The sequence below is a fragment of the Paraburkholderia sp. genome, assembly GCF_047605525.1.
Lineage (GTDB): Bacteria > Pseudomonadota > Gammaproteobacteria > Burkholderiales > Burkholderiaceae > Paraburkholderia.
In genome coordinates this window covers 1-16,340 of record NZ_JASGFN010000038.1, presented here as the reverse complement: position 1 = coordinate 16,340, position 16,340 = coordinate 1, and the positions used below count along the sequence as shown (strand labels likewise).

The 16,340-nt window shown below is 63.9% G+C and carries 15 protein-coding genes; all 15 read right to left on the bottom strand.

The features are described 5' to 3' along the window. Positions 1 to 3: 3 nt before the first annotated feature. A complete protein-coding gene (locus QM685_RS34145) occupies positions 4 to 912 on the bottom strand; it encodes an SPOR domain-containing protein (RefSeq protein ID WP_415123668.1) in 909 nt (302 codons plus the stop codon). A gap of 29 nt (positions 913 to 941) precedes the next feature. Next, a complete protein-coding gene (gene folC / locus QM685_RS34140; protein ID WP_415123667.1) occupies positions 942 to 2,252 on the bottom strand; it encodes a bifunctional tetrahydrofolate synthase/dihydrofolate synthase in 1,311 nt (436 codons plus the stop codon). A gap of 369 nt (positions 2,253 to 2,621) precedes the next feature. Continuing rightward, positions 2,622 to 3,494 carry an acetyl-CoA carboxylase, carboxyltransferase subunit beta gene (gene accD, locus QM685_RS34135; protein ID WP_415123666.1) on the bottom strand — a complete coding sequence of 291 codons (873 nt, stop codon included), beginning with the start codon at positions 3,492 to 3,494 and terminating at the stop codon, positions 2,622 to 2,624. A gap of 78 nt (positions 3,495 to 3,572) precedes the next feature. Continuing rightward, a complete protein-coding gene (trpA, locus tag QM685_RS34130; RefSeq protein WP_415123665.1) occupies positions 3,573 to 4,385 on the bottom strand; it encodes a tryptophan synthase subunit alpha in 813 nt (270 codons plus the stop codon). 79 nt (positions 4,386 to 4,464) lie between these two features. Next, complete coding sequence (locus QM685_RS34125; RefSeq protein WP_415123664.1) at positions 4,465 to 5,379, bottom strand: DNA-methyltransferase; 915 nt, start codon at positions 5,377 to 5,379, stop codon at positions 4,465 to 4,467. Between the two features lie 9 nt (positions 5,380 to 5,388). Continuing rightward, on the bottom strand, positions 5,389 to 6,582 hold the full coding sequence (gene trpB, locus QM685_RS34120) for a tryptophan synthase subunit beta (protein ID WP_415123663.1): 1,194 nt from the start codon (positions 6,580 to 6,582) through the stop codon (positions 5,389 to 5,391). A 60-nt stretch (positions 6,583 to 6,642) separates the two neighbouring features. Continuing rightward, positions 6,643 to 7,353 (bottom strand): phosphoribosylanthranilate isomerase, encoded by a 711-nt coding sequence (locus tag QM685_RS34115; protein WP_415123662.1) that lies wholly within the window; start codon positions 7,351 to 7,353, stop codon positions 6,643 to 6,645. Beyond that, a complete protein-coding gene (gene truA / locus QM685_RS34110; RefSeq protein WP_415123661.1) occupies positions 7,350 to 8,162 on the bottom strand; it encodes a tRNA pseudouridine(38-40) synthase TruA in 813 nt (270 codons plus the stop codon). Before truA ends, QM685_RS34115 begins: the two co-directional genes overlap by 4 nt. Further along, positions 8,159 to 10,423, bottom strand: a complete 2,265-nt coding sequence (locus QM685_RS34105; RefSeq protein ID WP_415123660.1) for a FimV/HubP family polar landmark protein — start codon at positions 10,421 to 10,423, stop codon at positions 8,159 to 8,161. Before QM685_RS34105 ends, truA begins: the two co-directional genes overlap by 4 nt. Before the next feature lie 138 nt (positions 10,424 to 10,561). Continuing rightward, positions 10,562 to 11,683 (bottom strand): aspartate-semialdehyde dehydrogenase, encoded by a 1,122-nt coding sequence (asd, locus tag QM685_RS34100; protein WP_415123659.1) that lies wholly within the window; start codon positions 11,681 to 11,683, stop codon positions 10,562 to 10,564. A 389-nt stretch (positions 11,684 to 12,072) separates the two neighbouring features. Beyond that, positions 12,073 to 13,140, bottom strand: coding sequence for a 3-isopropylmalate dehydrogenase (gene leuB / locus QM685_RS34095; protein ID WP_415123658.1), 1,068 nt, complete (start codon positions 13,138 to 13,140; stop codon positions 12,073 to 12,075). Between the two features lie 82 nt (positions 13,141 to 13,222). Further along, a complete protein-coding gene (leuD, locus tag QM685_RS34090) occupies positions 13,223 to 13,876 on the bottom strand; it encodes a 3-isopropylmalate dehydratase small subunit (RefSeq protein WP_415123657.1) in 654 nt (217 codons plus the stop codon). Between the two features lie 84 nt (positions 13,877 to 13,960). Continuing rightward, positions 13,961 to 14,119, bottom strand: a complete 159-nt coding sequence (locus QM685_RS34085; RefSeq protein WP_085489392.1) for an entericidin A/B family lipoprotein — start codon at positions 14,117 to 14,119, stop codon at positions 13,961 to 13,963. 5 nt (positions 14,120 to 14,124) lie between these two features. Continuing rightward, positions 14,125 to 15,534, bottom strand: coding sequence for a 3-isopropylmalate dehydratase large subunit (gene leuC, locus QM685_RS34080; protein WP_415123656.1), 1,410 nt, complete (start codon positions 15,532 to 15,534; stop codon positions 14,125 to 14,127). Between the two features lie 327 nt (positions 15,535 to 15,861). After that, positions 15,862 to 16,340: citrate/2-methylcitrate synthase (locus QM685_RS34075; RefSeq protein ID WP_415123655.1), on the bottom strand; the 479-nt coding region annotated here is incomplete at its 5' end.

Here is a 16,340-nt window from a genome sequence, read left to right as displayed (position 1 = left end):
GACTTACTGTGCGGTTCCGCCGCTCGAGCCCGACATCAGGCCCGCCCCGCGCACCTTCGCGATTGCCGCCGTGGCCGCGGCGCGGTCGGCGAACGGGCCGGCGCGCAGCAGCGTCAGCGTCGAGCCGTCTGCCTGCTTACGATGTTCGGTATATGCGGGTACGCCTGCCGCTTTCAACTTCGCGGCCCAGGTGCGCGCGTTCGCTTCGTTCGCGAACGCGCCGAGCTGAACCGCGAAACGGTTGCCCGGCGGCGACGCCGGCGTGCCGGAATTCGCGTCCGCGCTGGCGGCGGTGTTCGTATCGTCGTCGTTCGAGGTCGCGGCGGCGGGTGCTTTCGCCTGTCTGGCGGGTGCCGCGGGGGCGGTGTTGGCGGCGAGCGCCTGGGTTTGCGGCTTCGCGGCCGGCCTGGCCGCGGCGGTTGTGTTCGTGTCCTGCCTGGATGCGGTCGACTGGGCCGGCTTCGTGGCGGAGGCGGTTGCCGTGGCGGCCGCCGCGTTCGTTGCCGGCGCGAGGCCGGAAGCGGCGACGCCGGTATCGGCGGCAGGCGGATTGTCCGGCGCGACGCCGGCCTGCACGTCTTCGTTGGCGGAGGATTTGGCGAGCTTCGGCGCGGGGCGGCTGGGGATATCGATGGAGATGTCGTCGGTGACGGGCTTCGGATGCGAGTCCAGTACCATCGGCAGGACGATCACCGCCGCCACGACCAGTGCGATCGCACCGACCAGCCGGCGACGCGCGCGCTGCTTTTCCGGCAACGTGGGGTCGAGCAGCATTGCATCGGCATCGACGGCACGCTCGGCGCGGCGGCTGCGCCGCTCGACGCGCTCACCCCGGGCGGCCCGACTGGAACTGGTGTTTGCGCCGCGCCGGCTGGGCGCGTCGTCTTTCTTGCCGAACGAGAAAATTCCCATGAATCGCTTGGTTCGAGCCTGGCGCCCGCTCAATGTTGCTGCGATTTCCGGTAGGCCATCACACCCGCTACCGTATAGAAACTGCCGAAAACCACGATTCTATCATTCTCCGACGCCCGTTTTAGCGCATCCTGGAAAGCTTCTGCCGGGCTCGCGTAGCGCGTCACGCTGCTGTCGGTGCCGTCCTCGACACCGAGTTCGCGCAAGGCCGTTTCGAGCTCCTGCGCCGACGCGGCGCGCGGAGTCGGCAGGTCGGTCACGCACCAGTGATCGACCTCGCCTTTCAGATGGTTGAGCACCCCGACGATGTCCTTGTCGCGCATCGCGCCGAACACCGCGTAGGTATACGGAAAAAAGCCCATGTTGCCGAGATTTTGCCCGAGCACCGCGGCCGCATGCGGATTGTGGCCGACATCGAGCACGATGGACGGCTTGCCGGGCAATACCTGGAAACGCCCCGGCAAGTCCACGTTGGCGATGCCGAGGCGGATGTCCTGCGCCGACACCGGCAAGCGGTCGCGCAGCGCCTCGAGACCGGCCAGCGCCGCCGACGTATTGATCAACTGATTCGCGCCGCGCAGCGACGGATAGGCAAGCGCCGAGCGCCGCATGGTCGGGCCGACATAGCTCCACTGCTGACGTTCGCTGCCCGCCTGCCCTTCGTAGCGGAAATCGCGGCCGAACAGCCACAATTCGGCGCCGATCTTTTCCGCGTGATCGATCAGCGATTGCGGCGGCACCGGGTCCGCGCAGATCGCCGGCTTGCCCGGACGGAAGATGCCGGCTTTTTCGAAGGCGATTTTCTCGCGTGTGTCGCCGAGATAATCGGTGTGATCGAGGTCGATGCTCGTGATGATCGCGCAGTCGGTATCGAGAATATTGACCGCGTCGAGACGGCCGCCGAGACCGACTTCGAAAATCACCGCGTCGAGCCCGCGTGAAGCGAACAGGCTCATGATCGCGAGCGTCGTAAATTCGAAGTACGTCAGCGTGACCGGTTCGGCGAGGCTCAGGCGCGCGGCTTCGACGGCTTCGAAGTGCGGCAGCAGATCCGCGTCGCTCGCCATCGCGTCGTTGATACGCGCCCGCTCGTTGAACGACAGCAGATGCGGCGACGTATGACAGCCGACTGCGTAGCCCGCGCGCAACAGGATCGCTTCGAGAATCGCGCAGGTCGAGCCCTTGCCGTTCGTGCCGCCGACCGTGATGATCGGGCATGCGAACGACAACTGCATCGCGTCGCGTACCTTGGAAATGCGGTCCAAACCCATGTCGATGCCGACCGGATGCGCGGATTCAAGGTGCGTGAGCCACGCGTCGAGGGTGGGGAATGTCGTCATCGGGTGAATCTTGAGTGAATCGCGGGTGTTCGCGGTGGTTCGGTTCTGCGATGTGCTGCGAATGGTTGCTGGTTGAACGGCTGTGCCGCGTTGCCAGTCGTGACGCGCCACGGCTCATCGGCGGACGCCATCGCATGGTCATGGTTTATGCGCACAAATCCGTACGCAAGGCCACGTTCACTTTGATTTCAAGCGCCGCCGCCTCGCAAGCGCCCGTAATTATCCCGGAAATGACAGCGCGCCGCTTGATTGCTCACGCGGCGCGCTATGTTTTTGATGGCTTCTTCGGCCGTTGCCACACGTGTGTGTTTTACGCGGCGGCGAAATGGCGGCAAATGCCATACCGCCGTTGTGCTGCGCGACTCTCCGCTACGCGACAGCGTCCGCCGGCTGATGGCTCAACAGCGCCAGCAATTGCGCGATCTCCTCGCGCAGTTTGCGGCGGTCGACGATCATGTCGATCGCGCCCTTCTGCAGCAGGAATTCGGCACGCTGGAAACCTTCCGGCAGTTTCTCGCGCACGGTCTGTTCGATCACGCGCGGGCCGGCGAAGCCGATCAGCGCCTTCGGCTCGGCGATCACGACGTCGCCAAGAAACGCGAAACTCGCGGATACCCCGCCCATCGTCGGGTCGGTCAGCACGGAGATGAACGGCAGCCTGGCTTCGGCCAGCTTCGTCAGCATCGCGGTGGTTTTCGCCATCTGCATCAGCGACAGCAGGCTTTCCTGCATCCGCGCGCCGCCCGAAGCGGTAATGCAGATGAACGGCACCTTCTGCTCGAGCGCGTTCTGTGCGCCACGCGCAAACCGCTCGCCGACCACCGAACCCATCGAGCCGCCCATGAACGAAAACTCGAAGCACGCGACCACGACCGGCAGCGTATGAATCGCGCCGCCTATCACGACCATTGCATCGGTTTCGTCGGTTTCGTCCATCGCCTCCTTGATGCGTTCCGGATACTTGCGGCTGTCCTTGAACTTCAGCGCATCGACCGGAACGATTTCCTGGCCGATTTCGTAGCGGCCTTCCGGATCGAGCAGGCCGTCGAGCCGCTCGCGCGCGCCGATGCGCATGTGATGGTCGCATTTCGGGCAAACATGCAGATTGGCCTCGACGTCATTGCGATACAGCACGGCTTCGCACGACGGGCACTTGATCCACAGGCCTTCCGGAATCCCCTTGCGGTTCTTCGGGTCGGTTTGTTTGATTTTCGGCGGCAGCAGCTTGTCGATCCAGCTCATAGGGAATCCTTCTGGGTCAGCAGTCGCGCAAACGGCGGGCCAAGCCCGCCGCTCACGTTACTGCGACAAAAATAACTGTTATCGGGCAGTCGCGACGCTATCGAGCGCCTCGCGCACTTCGGCAATGAAGCGCGTCAGCGTCTCAGCAGCGGCGTCCGGTGCTGCCAGCTCGAGCAATTGAACGATACGGCTGCCGATCACGACGGCGTCGGCCACGCCGGCCACCGCGCGCGCCGTTTGCGCGTCGCGAATGCCGAAACCGACGCCCACCGGCAGGGGGACGCGCGACTTGATGGCCGGGATTTTACTCGCGATGCTGGAAACGTCCAGATTTGCCGCGCCGGTCACCCCTTTCAACGACACATAGTAGACGTAGCCGCTGGCGATGCGGCCAACTTCGGCGATACGCCCGTCGGTCGACGTAGGCGCGAGCAGAAAGATGGGATCGATGCCGGCGGAACGCATCTGTTCGGCGAAGCTGGCGCTCTCTTCGGGCGGATAGTCGACCACCAGCACGCCGTCGACGCCAGCTTCCTGCGCGGCCTTCGCGAACGCTTCGGCGCCCATCCGTTCGATCGGATTCGCGTAACCCATCAGCACGACCGGGGTCTTGTCGTCGGTTACGCGGAAGCGCTTGACGTCGGCGAGCACGTGGCGCAGCGATACGCCGCGCGCCAACGCACGCTCGGACGACTGCTGAATCACCGGGCCGTCGGCCATCGGGTCGGAAAACGGCACGCCGAGTTCGATCACATCCGCGCCGCCGGCGGCGAGCGCATGCATGAATTCAACCGTGCGCGCCGGGTCCGGGTCGCCGGCCGTCATGAACGGAATCAAGCCTTTCTTACCTTGGGCGGACAGCGCGGCAAACGTGTTCTTGATACGGGACATGGAAATATTCTCGAATTTGGGCTATTACGCGCTCATTGCGATGCTTTTCAAGCGCATTTCGCGACATCGTTCACGCTTTTCACTGCACTTCGGTCGGCGGCTGCACCTTCGGCCTGGCCCGGGTCCGACGTGTGACAGGAGGAGAAGCCGCGGCGCTGACGCGCTCGCGCGCTATCGCGCAATAGCTTTCGTTGATCTCATAGCCGACGAATTCGCGCTGATGACGGACGCAAGCAACCGCGGTGGTGCCGCTGCCCATGAACGGGTCGAGCACACGGCCGCCTTTCGGGCAGCTCGACAGCACCATCCGCTCGACGATTTCCAGAGGTTTCTGGGTCGGGTGCGCGACGCGTTCGGCGTGTTGCCGATGCAGCCGCGAGACCGACCAGACATCCTTCGGGTTATAGCCAAGCTCCAACCACTTGCTTCCTTCGAACAACTTACGCGAACGCGCCTTCTTCGTGACTGCATCGTACGGGATGCGGACGGGATCGAGATCGAAGAAATAGTCCTTCGACACCGCGAAAAAACCGATGTTGTCGTGCACCGACGTAAAGCGGCGCGTCGTGCCGCCCATGCTCGGCACGCGCCGGTCCCAGATGATTTCGTTGATCATCGTGAGTTTTGTCTTCAGGAAGCTGAAGATTTCAGGCGCGTACTGCCAGGTGCAGAAGATATATAGCGAACCCGACGGCTTGAGCTTCGGAATCGCAAGCTCGAGCCAACCACGCGTCCAGACGAGAAATTGCTCGCCGGTGCGCATGTCGGAATCGTTGCCGTAATCCTTGCCGAGCCCGTAGGGCGGATCGCAAACGATCAGGTCGATCGACCCGTCGGGAAGGTTCGCTACATCGGTCAGAAAATCGCGGTTCAACAGCTGTATGCCGGCCGGCACCTGCGCCAGTAACGGCGCGGGTGCCACGGCCGCCGCTACCTCGGCGGCCGGATTCGCGGTTTCAATCGCCGGCTGCGGCTCGTCGAACTCGTCGCGCATCGTCGCGGCTCAGAACTGGATGCCCGATCGCTCGGCGACCGTGTGCATGTCCTTGTCGCCGCGGCCCGACAGGTTGACCAGCAGGATCTTCTCCTTCGGCAAGGTCGGCGCGAGCTTCGTCGCGTAAGCGAGCGCGTGGCTCGACTCGAGCGCGGGAATGATGCCCTCGATGCGGCAGCAGTCGTGGAACGCCTTGAGCGCTTCTTCGTCGTTGATGCCGACGTATTGCGCGCGATTGCTCTCTTTTAGCCACGCATGCTCAGGACCGACGCCCGGATAGTCAAGGCCGGCCGACACCGAATGCGTCTCGATGATCTGGCCGTTTTCGTCCTGCAGCAGGTAGGTGCGGTTGCCGTGCAGCACGCCGGGGCTGCCGCCAATCAGCGAGGCCGCATGGCGGCCGGTTTCGATGCCGTCCCCGGCGGCTTCAACGCCGATCAGCTGCACCGAAGCGTCGTCGATATACGGGTAAAAGATACCCATTGCGTTCGATCCGCCGCCAACGCACGCGATCACCGTATCGGGTTGACGGCCGGCCAGCTCGGGCATCTGCACGCGGCATTCGTCGCCGATCACACGCTGGAAATCGCGCACCATCATCGGATACGGATGCGGACCAGCCACCGTGCCGATGATGTAGAACGTGTTCTCGACGTTCGTGACCCAGTCGCGCATCGCTTCATTCAGTGCGTCCTTCAGCGTGCGCGAGCCCGATTCGACCGGTACGACGGTCGCGCCGAGCAACTTCATGCGGTACACGTTGGCGGCCTGGCGGCGCACGTCTTCGGAGCCCATGTAGACCACGCACTCCATACCGAAGCGCGCCGCGATCGTCGCAGTGGCTACGCCGTGCTGGCCGGCGCCGGTTTCCGCGATCACACGCGGCTTGCCCATGCGCTTCGCGAGCAGCGCCTGGCCGATCACGTTATTGATCTTGTGCGCGCCAGTGTGATTGAGGTCTTCGCGTTTGAGGTAGATCTGCGCGCCGCCGAGCAATTCGCTCCAACGCTGGGCGTGATAGATGGGGGAAGGACGACCCACGAAGTACTTCAGTTCGCGCTCGTATTCGGCGACGAATTCCGGGTCTTTCTGAAATTTCTCGTACGCTTCGCGCAACTCGTCGAGCGCGGAAAACAGCGTTTCGGCAACGAACACGCCACCAAATTGGCCGAAATGGCCTCTTTCGTCAGGCAAGTTGTACATGGTGATCACTCTTCTCAGTGTGGCCGGCGGCTCTCATTGCGAAAGCGCCGCGAGCCTGAATCATTCGGCGTCCGCCGCGCGCACCGCGCGTACGAACGCCGCCATCCGGGCGTGATCTTTCACGCCCCTGGCGCCCGCTACTTCGATGCCGCTCGAGACATCGACCGCGTACGGGCGCACGCGATGGATCGCATCACTGACGTTTTGCGCGTTCAACCCACCACTCAAAACGGCCCGACGCGCGAGCTCTGCTGGAATAAGTGACCAATCGAAAACCTTCCCACCGCCGCCATAGCCTTCGACATGCGTGTCGAACAGGAGACCACTGGCTGCTGAATAATTGAAAGCGGATTTTACCAAATCGGCCGGTTCAGTATCCGCCGCAATCCGCAGCGCGCGCAACCAAGGCAAACCCGCAATGCTGGCGAGCGCTTCGCACTGCTCGGGCGTTTCGTCGCCGTGAAACTGCAGCAGCGTGAGATTGACGTTGCTCGCGACTTCGCGGATCCAGTCGGACGTCGCATTGACGAACAGGCCGACGATCGACACGAACGGCGGCAGGTCGTGCACGAGTTCGACCGCTTGCGCGACGCTCACCGAGCGCGGGCTCGGCGGATAGAACACGAGGCCGATCGCGTCGGCGCCGAGACCGATCGCGTGGGAGATATCTTCGGGTTTGGACAGCCCGCACAGCTTGATGCGGGTGCGACGCGGCACGCTCTGCTGGACGGCCGCATCGGCGTGGCTTGCGGGATTGTCGGCTGCTTTCATGTTTCCGGTTGCTCGGTCCATACGCTACTCCACGGCACGCTGCCTGTTACCGGCGCGGGCACGGCGAATTGTTCAGGATAGCCCACCTCCGCGAGGTACAGGCCGTCCGGCATGAAGGTCGGCGCGGCGCAGTCGCGGCTGCGGCTCGCGAGCACGTCGGCCATCCACGCGGCCGGACGGCGGCCGCTGCCGATTTCGATCAGACAGCCCATCACGTTACGCACCATGTGGTGCAGGAACGCATTCGCGCGAAAGCGGAAATGCACGAAGTTGCCGTGCCGTTTCACGTCGATCTGATACAGATGCTTGAACGGGGTCTTCGACTGGCATTGCGACGAGCGGAACGCCGAAAAGTCGTGCTCGCCGATCAGATGCCCGGCGGCCGCGCGCATCGCGTCGACCTCGAGCGGCGTATGCACCCAGCCGGCGCGCGTCGTGAGCATCGGCGAGCGCACGGGACTCACGTACAGCACGTAGTAATAGGTCCGCTCGAATGCCGAAAAGCGCGCGTGAAAGTCCTCGGGCATCGGCTTGGCCCACTGCACGCCGATCGTCTTCGGCAGAAACGCATTGGGGCCGCGCACCCACGAAATGTCGACGCGGTCGAGTTCGGTATCGAAATGGACGACCTGCCCGAGCCCATGCACGCCACGGTCCGTACGGCCGGCCACGACCGTATGGACGGGCGTCTGCGTGAATTCGCGCAGCGCCCGTTCGAGTTCGTCCTGCACGGTGTTGCCGTGCGGTTGCGACTGCCAGCCGGCGAATGCCGAGCCGTCGTACTGAACACCTAATGCGATGCGCTTCACGACAGCGGTGCGAGAGTCGAAAGCAACGCGCGAGCTTCGTTGCGTGTGGCCGGATCGTTTGCTTCGATCACTTCGTTGATCAGCACGCGGGCGCCGGCGAGGTCGCCGAGTTCGATGTATTCGGAAGCTAGTTCGAGCTTGTTGCGCGCGATCCGGCCGAGGTCGGCCGGCGTGAACGCGGGCAGTGGCTGGGCCGGACTGGGCGGTAATTCGAGGTCGAAGTCGAGCTTCAACGCGCCGAAGCCAGCCGCGCCGAGGCCCGCGACGGCGCCGTGGCCTGCCGTGCCGGCGGCAATTTCATCGGCGATATGCGGGGCGTCGCCGTCCGGCTCTTGAGGAGGGAAAGCCTGCTGCGAGGTCATTTCGGGCGAGGCGACCGGCTGCGTCGACAGCGAGGTCGACACGTCCGCGCTGCCAGCCGGCATTTCGATGCGCGGTGGCAGCGGCATGTCGAGGCTGTTGAATGCGTCGATGGCATCGCGCGGGAAGTTGGCCGGTAGGGATGGCGGCGGCTGCGTCGGTGCCGAGGTGTCGACGTGCGGCTGGCCGAATGGCAACGTCGTGCGCGGTTCGGCCGGTTGCGCGAAATCGATCACCGGGGGTGGAACGTTTAATGGGGGCTGCGGTTCGGTCTCTGGTGTTTGCGGTGCGGCCGAAGTGGCTTCTGTCGTTGTGTCTGCGCCGTGTATGGGTTCGTCGTTCCGTTGCAGCCGGTGAGCGGGCTCGTCCTGCGCGTCGCCCGGTTCGAGCGGTCCCCGCGACAACGCCTCGGCGCCAGGGTCCGTGGCGGCGGCGAGGTTTGCTGCCGTGGCCGCGCTGCCCAGGTTTTCGTGATGAGCGGCTGCGAGGGGTTCGGCTGGGAGGTCGCTTCCGGTGGTGGAAGGCGCGAGGTCCGCTGCGACCGGTTGGGTCGGCGCGGTGGGCTCGGGTGCAGGGTGGGGTTCGGGGGCTGCCGGTTCTGCTGCTGGCGTATGTTCTGCCGCGGCTTTTTCGGCAGCCTCGCGTTCTGCTGCTGTACGTTCTGCTGCTGCTCGCTCGGCTGCCGCCTGCCGCGCAGTCTCATCATCATCCCGCGCATCATCCGGCCGTGCCGATCTCGCCATTTCGGCGCTCACAGCCGCGGAAGCGCCCGCATCGACCGCTTTCTCGCGTTTGCGCCGGCCGATCCGCAGAACCGCAAGCAGAGCGACCAGCGCCGCGCCAACCGCGGCAGCGATGCTCAGCTCCCGTTGCGACATGCCGCCATCATTCGACGGCGCCGCCACCGCACTCGCTTGCTCCGGTGTCGCAGCGACGACCGCCGCGGAAGACGCGCCCGCAGCCGGCTGCGCAACGCTCGTCGGCGCGGCGCCCGAAGCCGCCGGCGTACCGCCGATGCCGTGTTTCTGCAACTCCATCAGCACGCGGTTTTTCAGCGCAAGCAATTGCTGCAGGCTCGAGACCTGCGGATGCGAGGCCGGCTGTGCGCTCGCCGTCGCCGCGGCGGTCGCGGCAGGCGCGCTCGCCGCCGGTTGAACCGATCCGGCCCATTCCTGCGCGCCGCTCGCCGGCTGCGCCGCCGAACCCGCTACGGGCGCGGACGAAGCTGCGTTTCCCGCGGCCAATCCAGTCGACATCGCCGCGCTCGCTCCAACCGGCGCACTGGCCGTGCCGGAGACCTCAGGCGCGGCCGGCGTCGTTGCGCGAGCCGCCGCACTTGCCGCGCTCGCGGCTGCGGCGTTGACCTGCGCGACATCGCTCGCAGTGCTGGCTACCGCTGCTTCCGGCGCGGAGGCAGGCGCAGCCGTCGCTGGTGCCGCCACGGCACCAGACGCACCCGCGGCACTCGCCTCGCTAGCCGACGACGCCGCCAACGCGCCCGACGCATCGAGCGCCGGCACGGTCAATATCGCGCCTATGCGCAGCCGGCTCGGATCGTGATTCATGAACGCGGCCGGATTCGTATCGAACAGCGCACGCGTCGCGCGAGCAAGTACAGCCCGGTCATGCGACTGCGTGACGGCGATCGCCACGTCGTTCAGCGATTGCCCGGCCCGCACCGTATACTGGCTGCCCGCCACGAGCGCAACGGCAACAGGGGCTGAACCGGCATCCGGCGCGCTCGCCGCACCGGCCGGTGCCGCCGTCGCGTTGCCCACGCCGCCGCCGGCCAGCGCAAGAGCCAAAGCGGCACCGGCTACCACGGCTACCGGGCGGCGTTTAAATCGACTGTTATCGCGATGGAGAGACATAGCCCGAAGAGCGGAGCGTCGAAGGTTCATCGGAACTCCTGGCGCGTCAGCGCGCGGCCTGTTTTGCAAGTGGAAAGAGACAAGATAATCGGAGCACACAATGAAAAAAGCGCCGCGCAAGCGCGACGCTTCTGAAGTTGTCTACGCGTCGTGAGCGCGTAGTTTACTTTACTTGTCGAGCACAATGCGAAGCATGCGACGCAGCGGTTCGGCCGCGCCCCACAGCAGTTGATCGCCGACCGTGAAAGCCGACAGATACTCACCGCCCATCGCCAGCTTGCGCACACGGCCGACTGGCACCGTCAGCGTGCCCGTTACGACCGCCGGGGACAGATCGCGCATCGACGCTTCACGCTCGTTCGGCACGACCTTCACCCAGTCGTTGCCCGACGCGAGGATGCTGTTCACTTCGTCGAGCGGCACATCCTTGTTCAGCCTGATCGTCAGCGCCTGCGAATGGCAACGCATTGCGCCGATCCGCACGCACAGACCGTCGACCGGAATCGAACCCGGCGTGCCCATGGCCGGCTTGCCGAGAATCTTGTTGGTTTCGGCGCCGCCTTTCCACTCTTCCTTCGACATGCCGTTGCCGAGATCCTTGTCGATCCACGGAATCAGCGAGCCCGCGAGCGGCACGCCGAAGTGACCGGTCGGCATGCTGTCGCTGTTCATCGCGTCGAGCACGCGACGGTCGATGTCGAGAATCGCCGAAGCCGGATCGGCGAGTTCGTTCTTCACGGCGCCGTGCAGCGTGCCCATCTGCGACAGCAGTTCGCGCATGTTCTGCGCACCCGCGCCCGATGCGGCCTGATACGTCATCGCCGTCATCCAGTCGACGAGGTTTTCGCGGAACAGGCCACCGAGCGCCATCAGCATCAGGCTGACCGTGCAGTTGCCGCCGATGAAATTCTTCTGGCCTTTGACCAGCGCGTTCTTGATGACGTCGAGGTTGACCGGGTCGAGAACGATGACCGCGTCGTCCTTCATGCGCAGCGACGATGCCGCGTCGATCCAGTAGCCGTTCCAGCCTGCGGCGCGCAGTTTCGGGAACACTTCGTTCGTGTAGTCGCCGCCCTGGCACGAGATGATCGCGTCGCACTTCTTCAGGTCGTCGATGCTTGTCGCATCCTTGAGCCGGGTCTCGTTTTTGGCGAACGACGGCGCGTTACCGCCCGCGTTGCTGGTGCTGAAAAACACCGGTTCGATCAAGTCGAAATCGCCTTCCTGCTGCATGCGTTGCATCAGGACGCTGCCGACCATGCCGCGCCAACCTACGAGACCTACGTTCATGACTTCATACCCTTCGAATGGAAACTTCCCCGCATCTTTGCCCGCAGTGGCCGCGCGGGGAAGATGGGCGGACACGACGGACGATCAGCGCTTCGTGATCGTTTTCGGGGTAATCGTTTTGGTGGTAATGGCGAACTCGACCGCACGGGCAGTGGTGCCGTGCTGTTTGGAAGTCGAGGAGATTTGGGAGATCTGCGCCATCGCGACAATATACACGAAAACCGGAACCAGACCACGGGCGATTGCCGCGGCCGTTTATATCTTCAGCGAATTTCGCGCGAATCGGCCCGTTTCGGAGCCGATTCGCGTTTTAAAGATTGATAGCTGCTTCAGCCTACGATTGCCTTACCACCTGAACACGCGATACCCACGCGTTTCACATCTGCTTTTTACAGGGCCGCCACGACGGCATCGCCCATCGCGGCGGTACCGACCTGCTTGCAACCCGGCGTGAGGATGTCGCCAGTGCGGTAGCCCTGCTCGAGCACCTTCTTCACCGCGGTTTCGATGCGATCGGCCTGCTCCGCCTTGTTCAGCGAATAGCGCAGCATCATTGCCGCGGAGAGAATCGTGGCGAGCGGATTGGCCATGCCTTTACCGGCGATATCCGGCGCGGAACCGTGCGACGGCTCGTACAAGCCCTTGTTGTTCTTGTCGAGCGACGCCGATGGCAGCATGCCAATCGAGCCGGTCAGCATGGCCGCCTCGTCCGACAGGATGTCGCCGAACATGTTGCCGGTGACGATCACGTCGAACGACTTCGGCGCCTTCACGAGCTGCATCGCCGCGTTGTCGACGTACATGTGCGACAGTTCGACGTCCGGGTATTCCTTCGACACGTCGATCATCACGTCCTTCCAGAACTGCGACGTTTCGAGCACGTTGGCTTTATCGACCGACGTCAGCTTCCTGGCACGCTTTTGCGCCGCCTGGAATGCGACGTGCGCAATGCGGCGCACTTCAGGCTCCGAATAACGCATCGTGTCGAAACCTTCTTTCGCGCCGGCGAAAAGGCCGTCCGGCGACGTGCGCACGCCGCGCGGCGCGCCGAAGTAGATGTCGCCGTTCAGCTCGCGCACGATCAGGATGTCGAGACCCGAGACGATCTCTTCCTTCAGCGACGACGCACCGGTGAGTTGCGGATAGCAGATTGCCGGGCGGAAGTTCGCGAACAGCTCGAGATGCTTGCGCAGACCCAGGATCGCCTGCTCCGGGCGCAGCGCGCGTTCGAGTTTGTCGTATTTCCAGTCGCCGACCGCGCCGAACAGGATCGCATCGGCTTCCTTCGCCAGCGCAAGCGTCGAATCGGGCAGCGGATGGCCCTTCGCTTCGTAGCCCGCGCCGCCCACCGGCGCTTCTTCGAGTTCGAACTTTTCGCCGAGCACGTTCAGGACCTTGACAGCCTCCTTGACGATTTCGGGACCGATGCCGTCGCCCGGCAATACTGCGATCTTCATGCGAATTCCTTGATGATTTTTTCGAGACTTTCTGGTGTGAGCCGACGCGCCCGAGGAGCGCGAGCCTCAAGCCAGCACGCGCTTAACCGACGAGGCGATGATTGAGCCACGGCTGCTTCGCGAGACGCTCCGCTTCGAACTGACGAATTTTGTCCGCGTGACGCAACGTGAGGCCGATATCGTCGAAGCCGTTCAGCAGGCAGTACTTGCGAAACGCCGCGACCTCGAACGGATATTCAGTGCCACCGTCCGCCGTGCGCACCACTTGCGCTTCGAGATCGATGGTCAGCTTGAAGCCGTTGAACGCGTAGGTTTCGTTGAACAGATGATCGACCTGCTGTTCGGTCAGCACGATCGGCAGCACGCCGTTCTTGAAGCAGTTGTTGTAGAAGATGTCGGCAAAACTCGGCGCGATCAGCGCGCGAAAGCCGTACTGCTGCAACGCCCACGGCGCGTGCTCGCGCGAGCTGCCGCAGCCGAAATTCTTGCGCGCGAGCAGCACCGAAGCACCCTGATAGCGCGGCTGGTTCAGCACGAAATCCGGGTTCAGCGGACGCTTCGAGTTGTCCTGACCCGGCTCGCCGTGGTCGAGGTAGCGCCATTCGTCGAACGCATTCGGGCCGAAACCGGTGCGCTTGATCGACTTCAGGAACTGCTTCGGAATGATCGCGTCCGTGTCGACGTTCTCGCGATCGAGCGGCGCCACGACGCCGGTGTGTACGATGAATTTATCCATGACGCTTACGCCTGTTCAGGACCGGGCGATGCGGGTGACGGCTGGAAACCCCGCGCCGCATCGCCGGCAAAAATCAAAAACCGCTTATTTATCAGCGTGATTGCTGATCGAATTGCCGAGGTGCGACATGTCCTCGCCGAATCCGTGCACCGTGTTGCAGCCGGCGAGACCGAGCAGGAGCCCGGCGAGCGTACCGAGTGCGAAGCGGCGCAATAGAGTGATGCGATTCATGTTCTTCATCATGCGATTTATCCAAGCTTGCGAATATCGACGAAATGCCCTTCGATGGCCGCGGCCGCGGCCATTGCGGGGCTCACCAGGTGCGTGCGGCCACCGGCGCCCTGACGACCTTCGAAGTTCCGGTTCGACGTGGACGCGCAACGCTCGCCCGGATCGAGCCGGTCGGCGTTCATCGCGAGACACATCGAGCAGCCAGGCTCGCGCCATTCGAAACCGGCGTCGGTAAAGACCTTGTCGAGGCCTTCACGCTCCGCCTGCGCCTTCACGAGACCCGAACCCGGCACGACCATTGCCAGACGGATGTTCGGCGCGACGCGGCGGCCGAGCTTCTTCACGACGTAAGCCGCGGCACGAATGTCTTCGATGCGCGCGTTGGTGCACGACCCGATGAAGATTTTATCCGGCTTGATCGACTCGATCGGCGCGTTCGGCTCGAGCGCCATGTACTTGAGCGCGCGTTCCATCGCGTCGCGCTTGACCGGGTCCTTCTCGCGCTCCGGATCCGGCACGCGGCCGTCGACCGGCGTGACCATTTCCGGCGACGTGCCCCACGTGACCTGCGGCACGATTTCGGCGGCGTTCAATTCGACCACGCGATCGAAATGCGCGCCTTCGTCCGACTTGAACTGCTTCCAGTACTCGACCGCGTGATCCCACTCGACGCCCTGCGGCGAGAACGGACGGCCCTTCAGGTATTCGACCGTGATGTCGTCGACGGCGACCATGCCGGCGCGCGCGCCGGCTTCGATCGCCATGTTGCAGACCGTCATGCGGCCTTCCATCGACAGCGCGCGGATCGTCGAGCCGCCGAATTCGATCGCGTAACCGGTGCCGCCCGCGGTGCCGATCTTGCCGATGATCGCGAGCACGATGTCCTTCGCGGTGCAGCCGCGCGGCAGTTGGCCCTCGACCTTCACGAGCATGTTCTTGCTCTTCTTCTGCAGCAGCGTTTGCGTGGCCAGCACGTGCTCGACTTCCGACGTGCCGATACCGTGCGCGAGCGCGCCGAACGCGCCGTGCGTGGACGTGTGCGAGTCGCCGCAGACGATCGTCATGCCCGGCAGCGTGGCGCCCTGCTCCGGCCCGATGATGTGGACGATGCCCTGACGCACGTCGTTCATCTTGAACTGCGTGATGCCGTAGGCGTCGCAGTTCGTGTCGAGCGTGTCGACCTGCAGCTTCGACACCGGATCGGCGATGCCGTGGCTGCGGTCCGTGGTCGGCACGTTGTGATCGGACACCGCCAGGTTCGCGCTGATGCGCCACACCGGGCGCTCAGCCAGCTTCAGGCCTTCGAACGCCTGCGGGCTGGTCACTTCATGCAGCAGGTGACGGTCGATGTAGAGAATCGCGGTGCCGTCGTCTTCGGTGTGGACCACGTGCGTGTTCCACAATTTGTCGTAGAGAGTCTGTGCCATGGTATGCGGGGTAGTAATGACTGCGGGGACTGCGGGCTGACTATGTCAATCGATTATGCCACGCAGCGCCGCGCCGTGGGCTGCTCCATTGACGAAAAAACCGATAAAAAACATGGGGTTGGCTGGTAGTGGCAATACCTGTATCGAGGTTACCCGGCAAACATGGGCGGCCGGCGCCGCAATGGGCCGCATGCACCGCGAGCCGCGGCCGCAAAAAACAGAACGCCCCAACGGCGAACCCGTTGGGGCGTTCTGTTTACTTCAACTTCGCGCTTCCGCGCGGCACGCATGCCGCTACGAAGCACGCGTATCGGGATCGATCAGCGATCAGCGTTGCGCGATCGGTTTCGCCTCGCGCAGCGTCTCGCCGATAAAGAGCTGACGCGGACGGCCGATCTTCTGTTCGGGATCGGCGATCATTTCGTTCCACTGCGCGATCCAGCCGACCGTGCGCGCCATCGCGAAGATGCACGTGAACATCGAGGTCGGGATGCCCAGCGCGCGCTGCACGATGCCCGAGTAGAAGTCGACGTTCGGGTACAGCTTGCGCGACACGAAGTATTCGTCTTCGAGCGCGATCTTCTCCAGCGCCATCGCCAGCTTGAACAGCGGGTCGTCGTGCAGGCCCAGTTCCTCGAGCACTTCGTGGCAGGTTTCGCGCATCAGCTTCGCGCGCGGGTCGTAGTTCTTGTAGACGCGATGACCGAAGCCCATCAGCTTCACGCCCGAATTCTTGTCCTTCACCTGTTTAATGAACTCGGGAATGTTGTCGACCGAGCCGATTTCTTCCAGCATATTCAGCGCGG

Coding starts and splice junctions, on each gene's coding strand:
- QM685_RS34145 (WP_415123668.1), bottom strand. CDS start 912: ATGGGAATTTTCTCGTTCGGCAAGAAAGACGACGCGCCCAGCCGGCGC.
- folC (WP_415123667.1), bottom strand. CDS start 2,252: ATGACGACATTCCCCACCCTCGACGCGTGGCTCACGCACCTTGAATCC.
- accD (WP_415123666.1), bottom strand. CDS start 3,494: ATGAGCTGGATCGACAAGCTGCTGCCGCCGAAAATCAAACAAACCGAC.
- trpA (WP_415123665.1), bottom strand. CDS start 4,385: ATGTCCCGTATCAAGAACACGTTTGCCGCGCTGTCCGCCCAAGGTAAG.
- QM685_RS34125 (WP_415123664.1), bottom strand. CDS start 5,379: ATGCGCGACGAGTTCGACGAGCCGCAGCCGGCGATTGAAACCGCGAAT.
- trpB (WP_415123663.1), bottom strand. CDS start 6,582: ATGTACAACTTGCCTGACGAAAGAGGCCATTTCGGCCAATTTGGTGGC.
- QM685_RS34115 (WP_415123662.1), bottom strand. CDS start 7,353: ATGAAAGCAGCCGACAATCCCGCAAGCCACGCCGATGCGGCCGTCCAG.
- QM685_RS34105 (WP_415123660.1), bottom strand. CDS start 10,423: ATGAACCTTCGACGCTCCGCTCTTCGGGCTATGTCTCTCCATCGCGAT.
- asd (WP_415123659.1), bottom strand. CDS start 11,683: ATGAACGTAGGTCTCGTAGGTTGGCGCGGCATGGTCGGCAGCGTCCTG.
- leuB (WP_415123658.1), bottom strand. CDS start 13,140: ATGAAGATCGCAGTATTGCCGGGCGACGGCATCGGTCCCGAAATCGTC.
- leuD (WP_415123657.1), bottom strand. CDS start 13,876: ATGGATAAATTCATCGTACACACCGGCGTCGTGGCGCCGCTCGATCGC.
- QM685_RS34085 (WP_085489392.1), bottom strand. CDS start 14,119: ATGATGAAGAACATGAATCGCATCACTCTATTGCGCCGCTTCGCACTC.
- leuC (WP_415123656.1), bottom strand. CDS start 15,534: ATGGCACAGACTCTCTACGACAAATTGTGGAACACGCACGTGGTCCAC.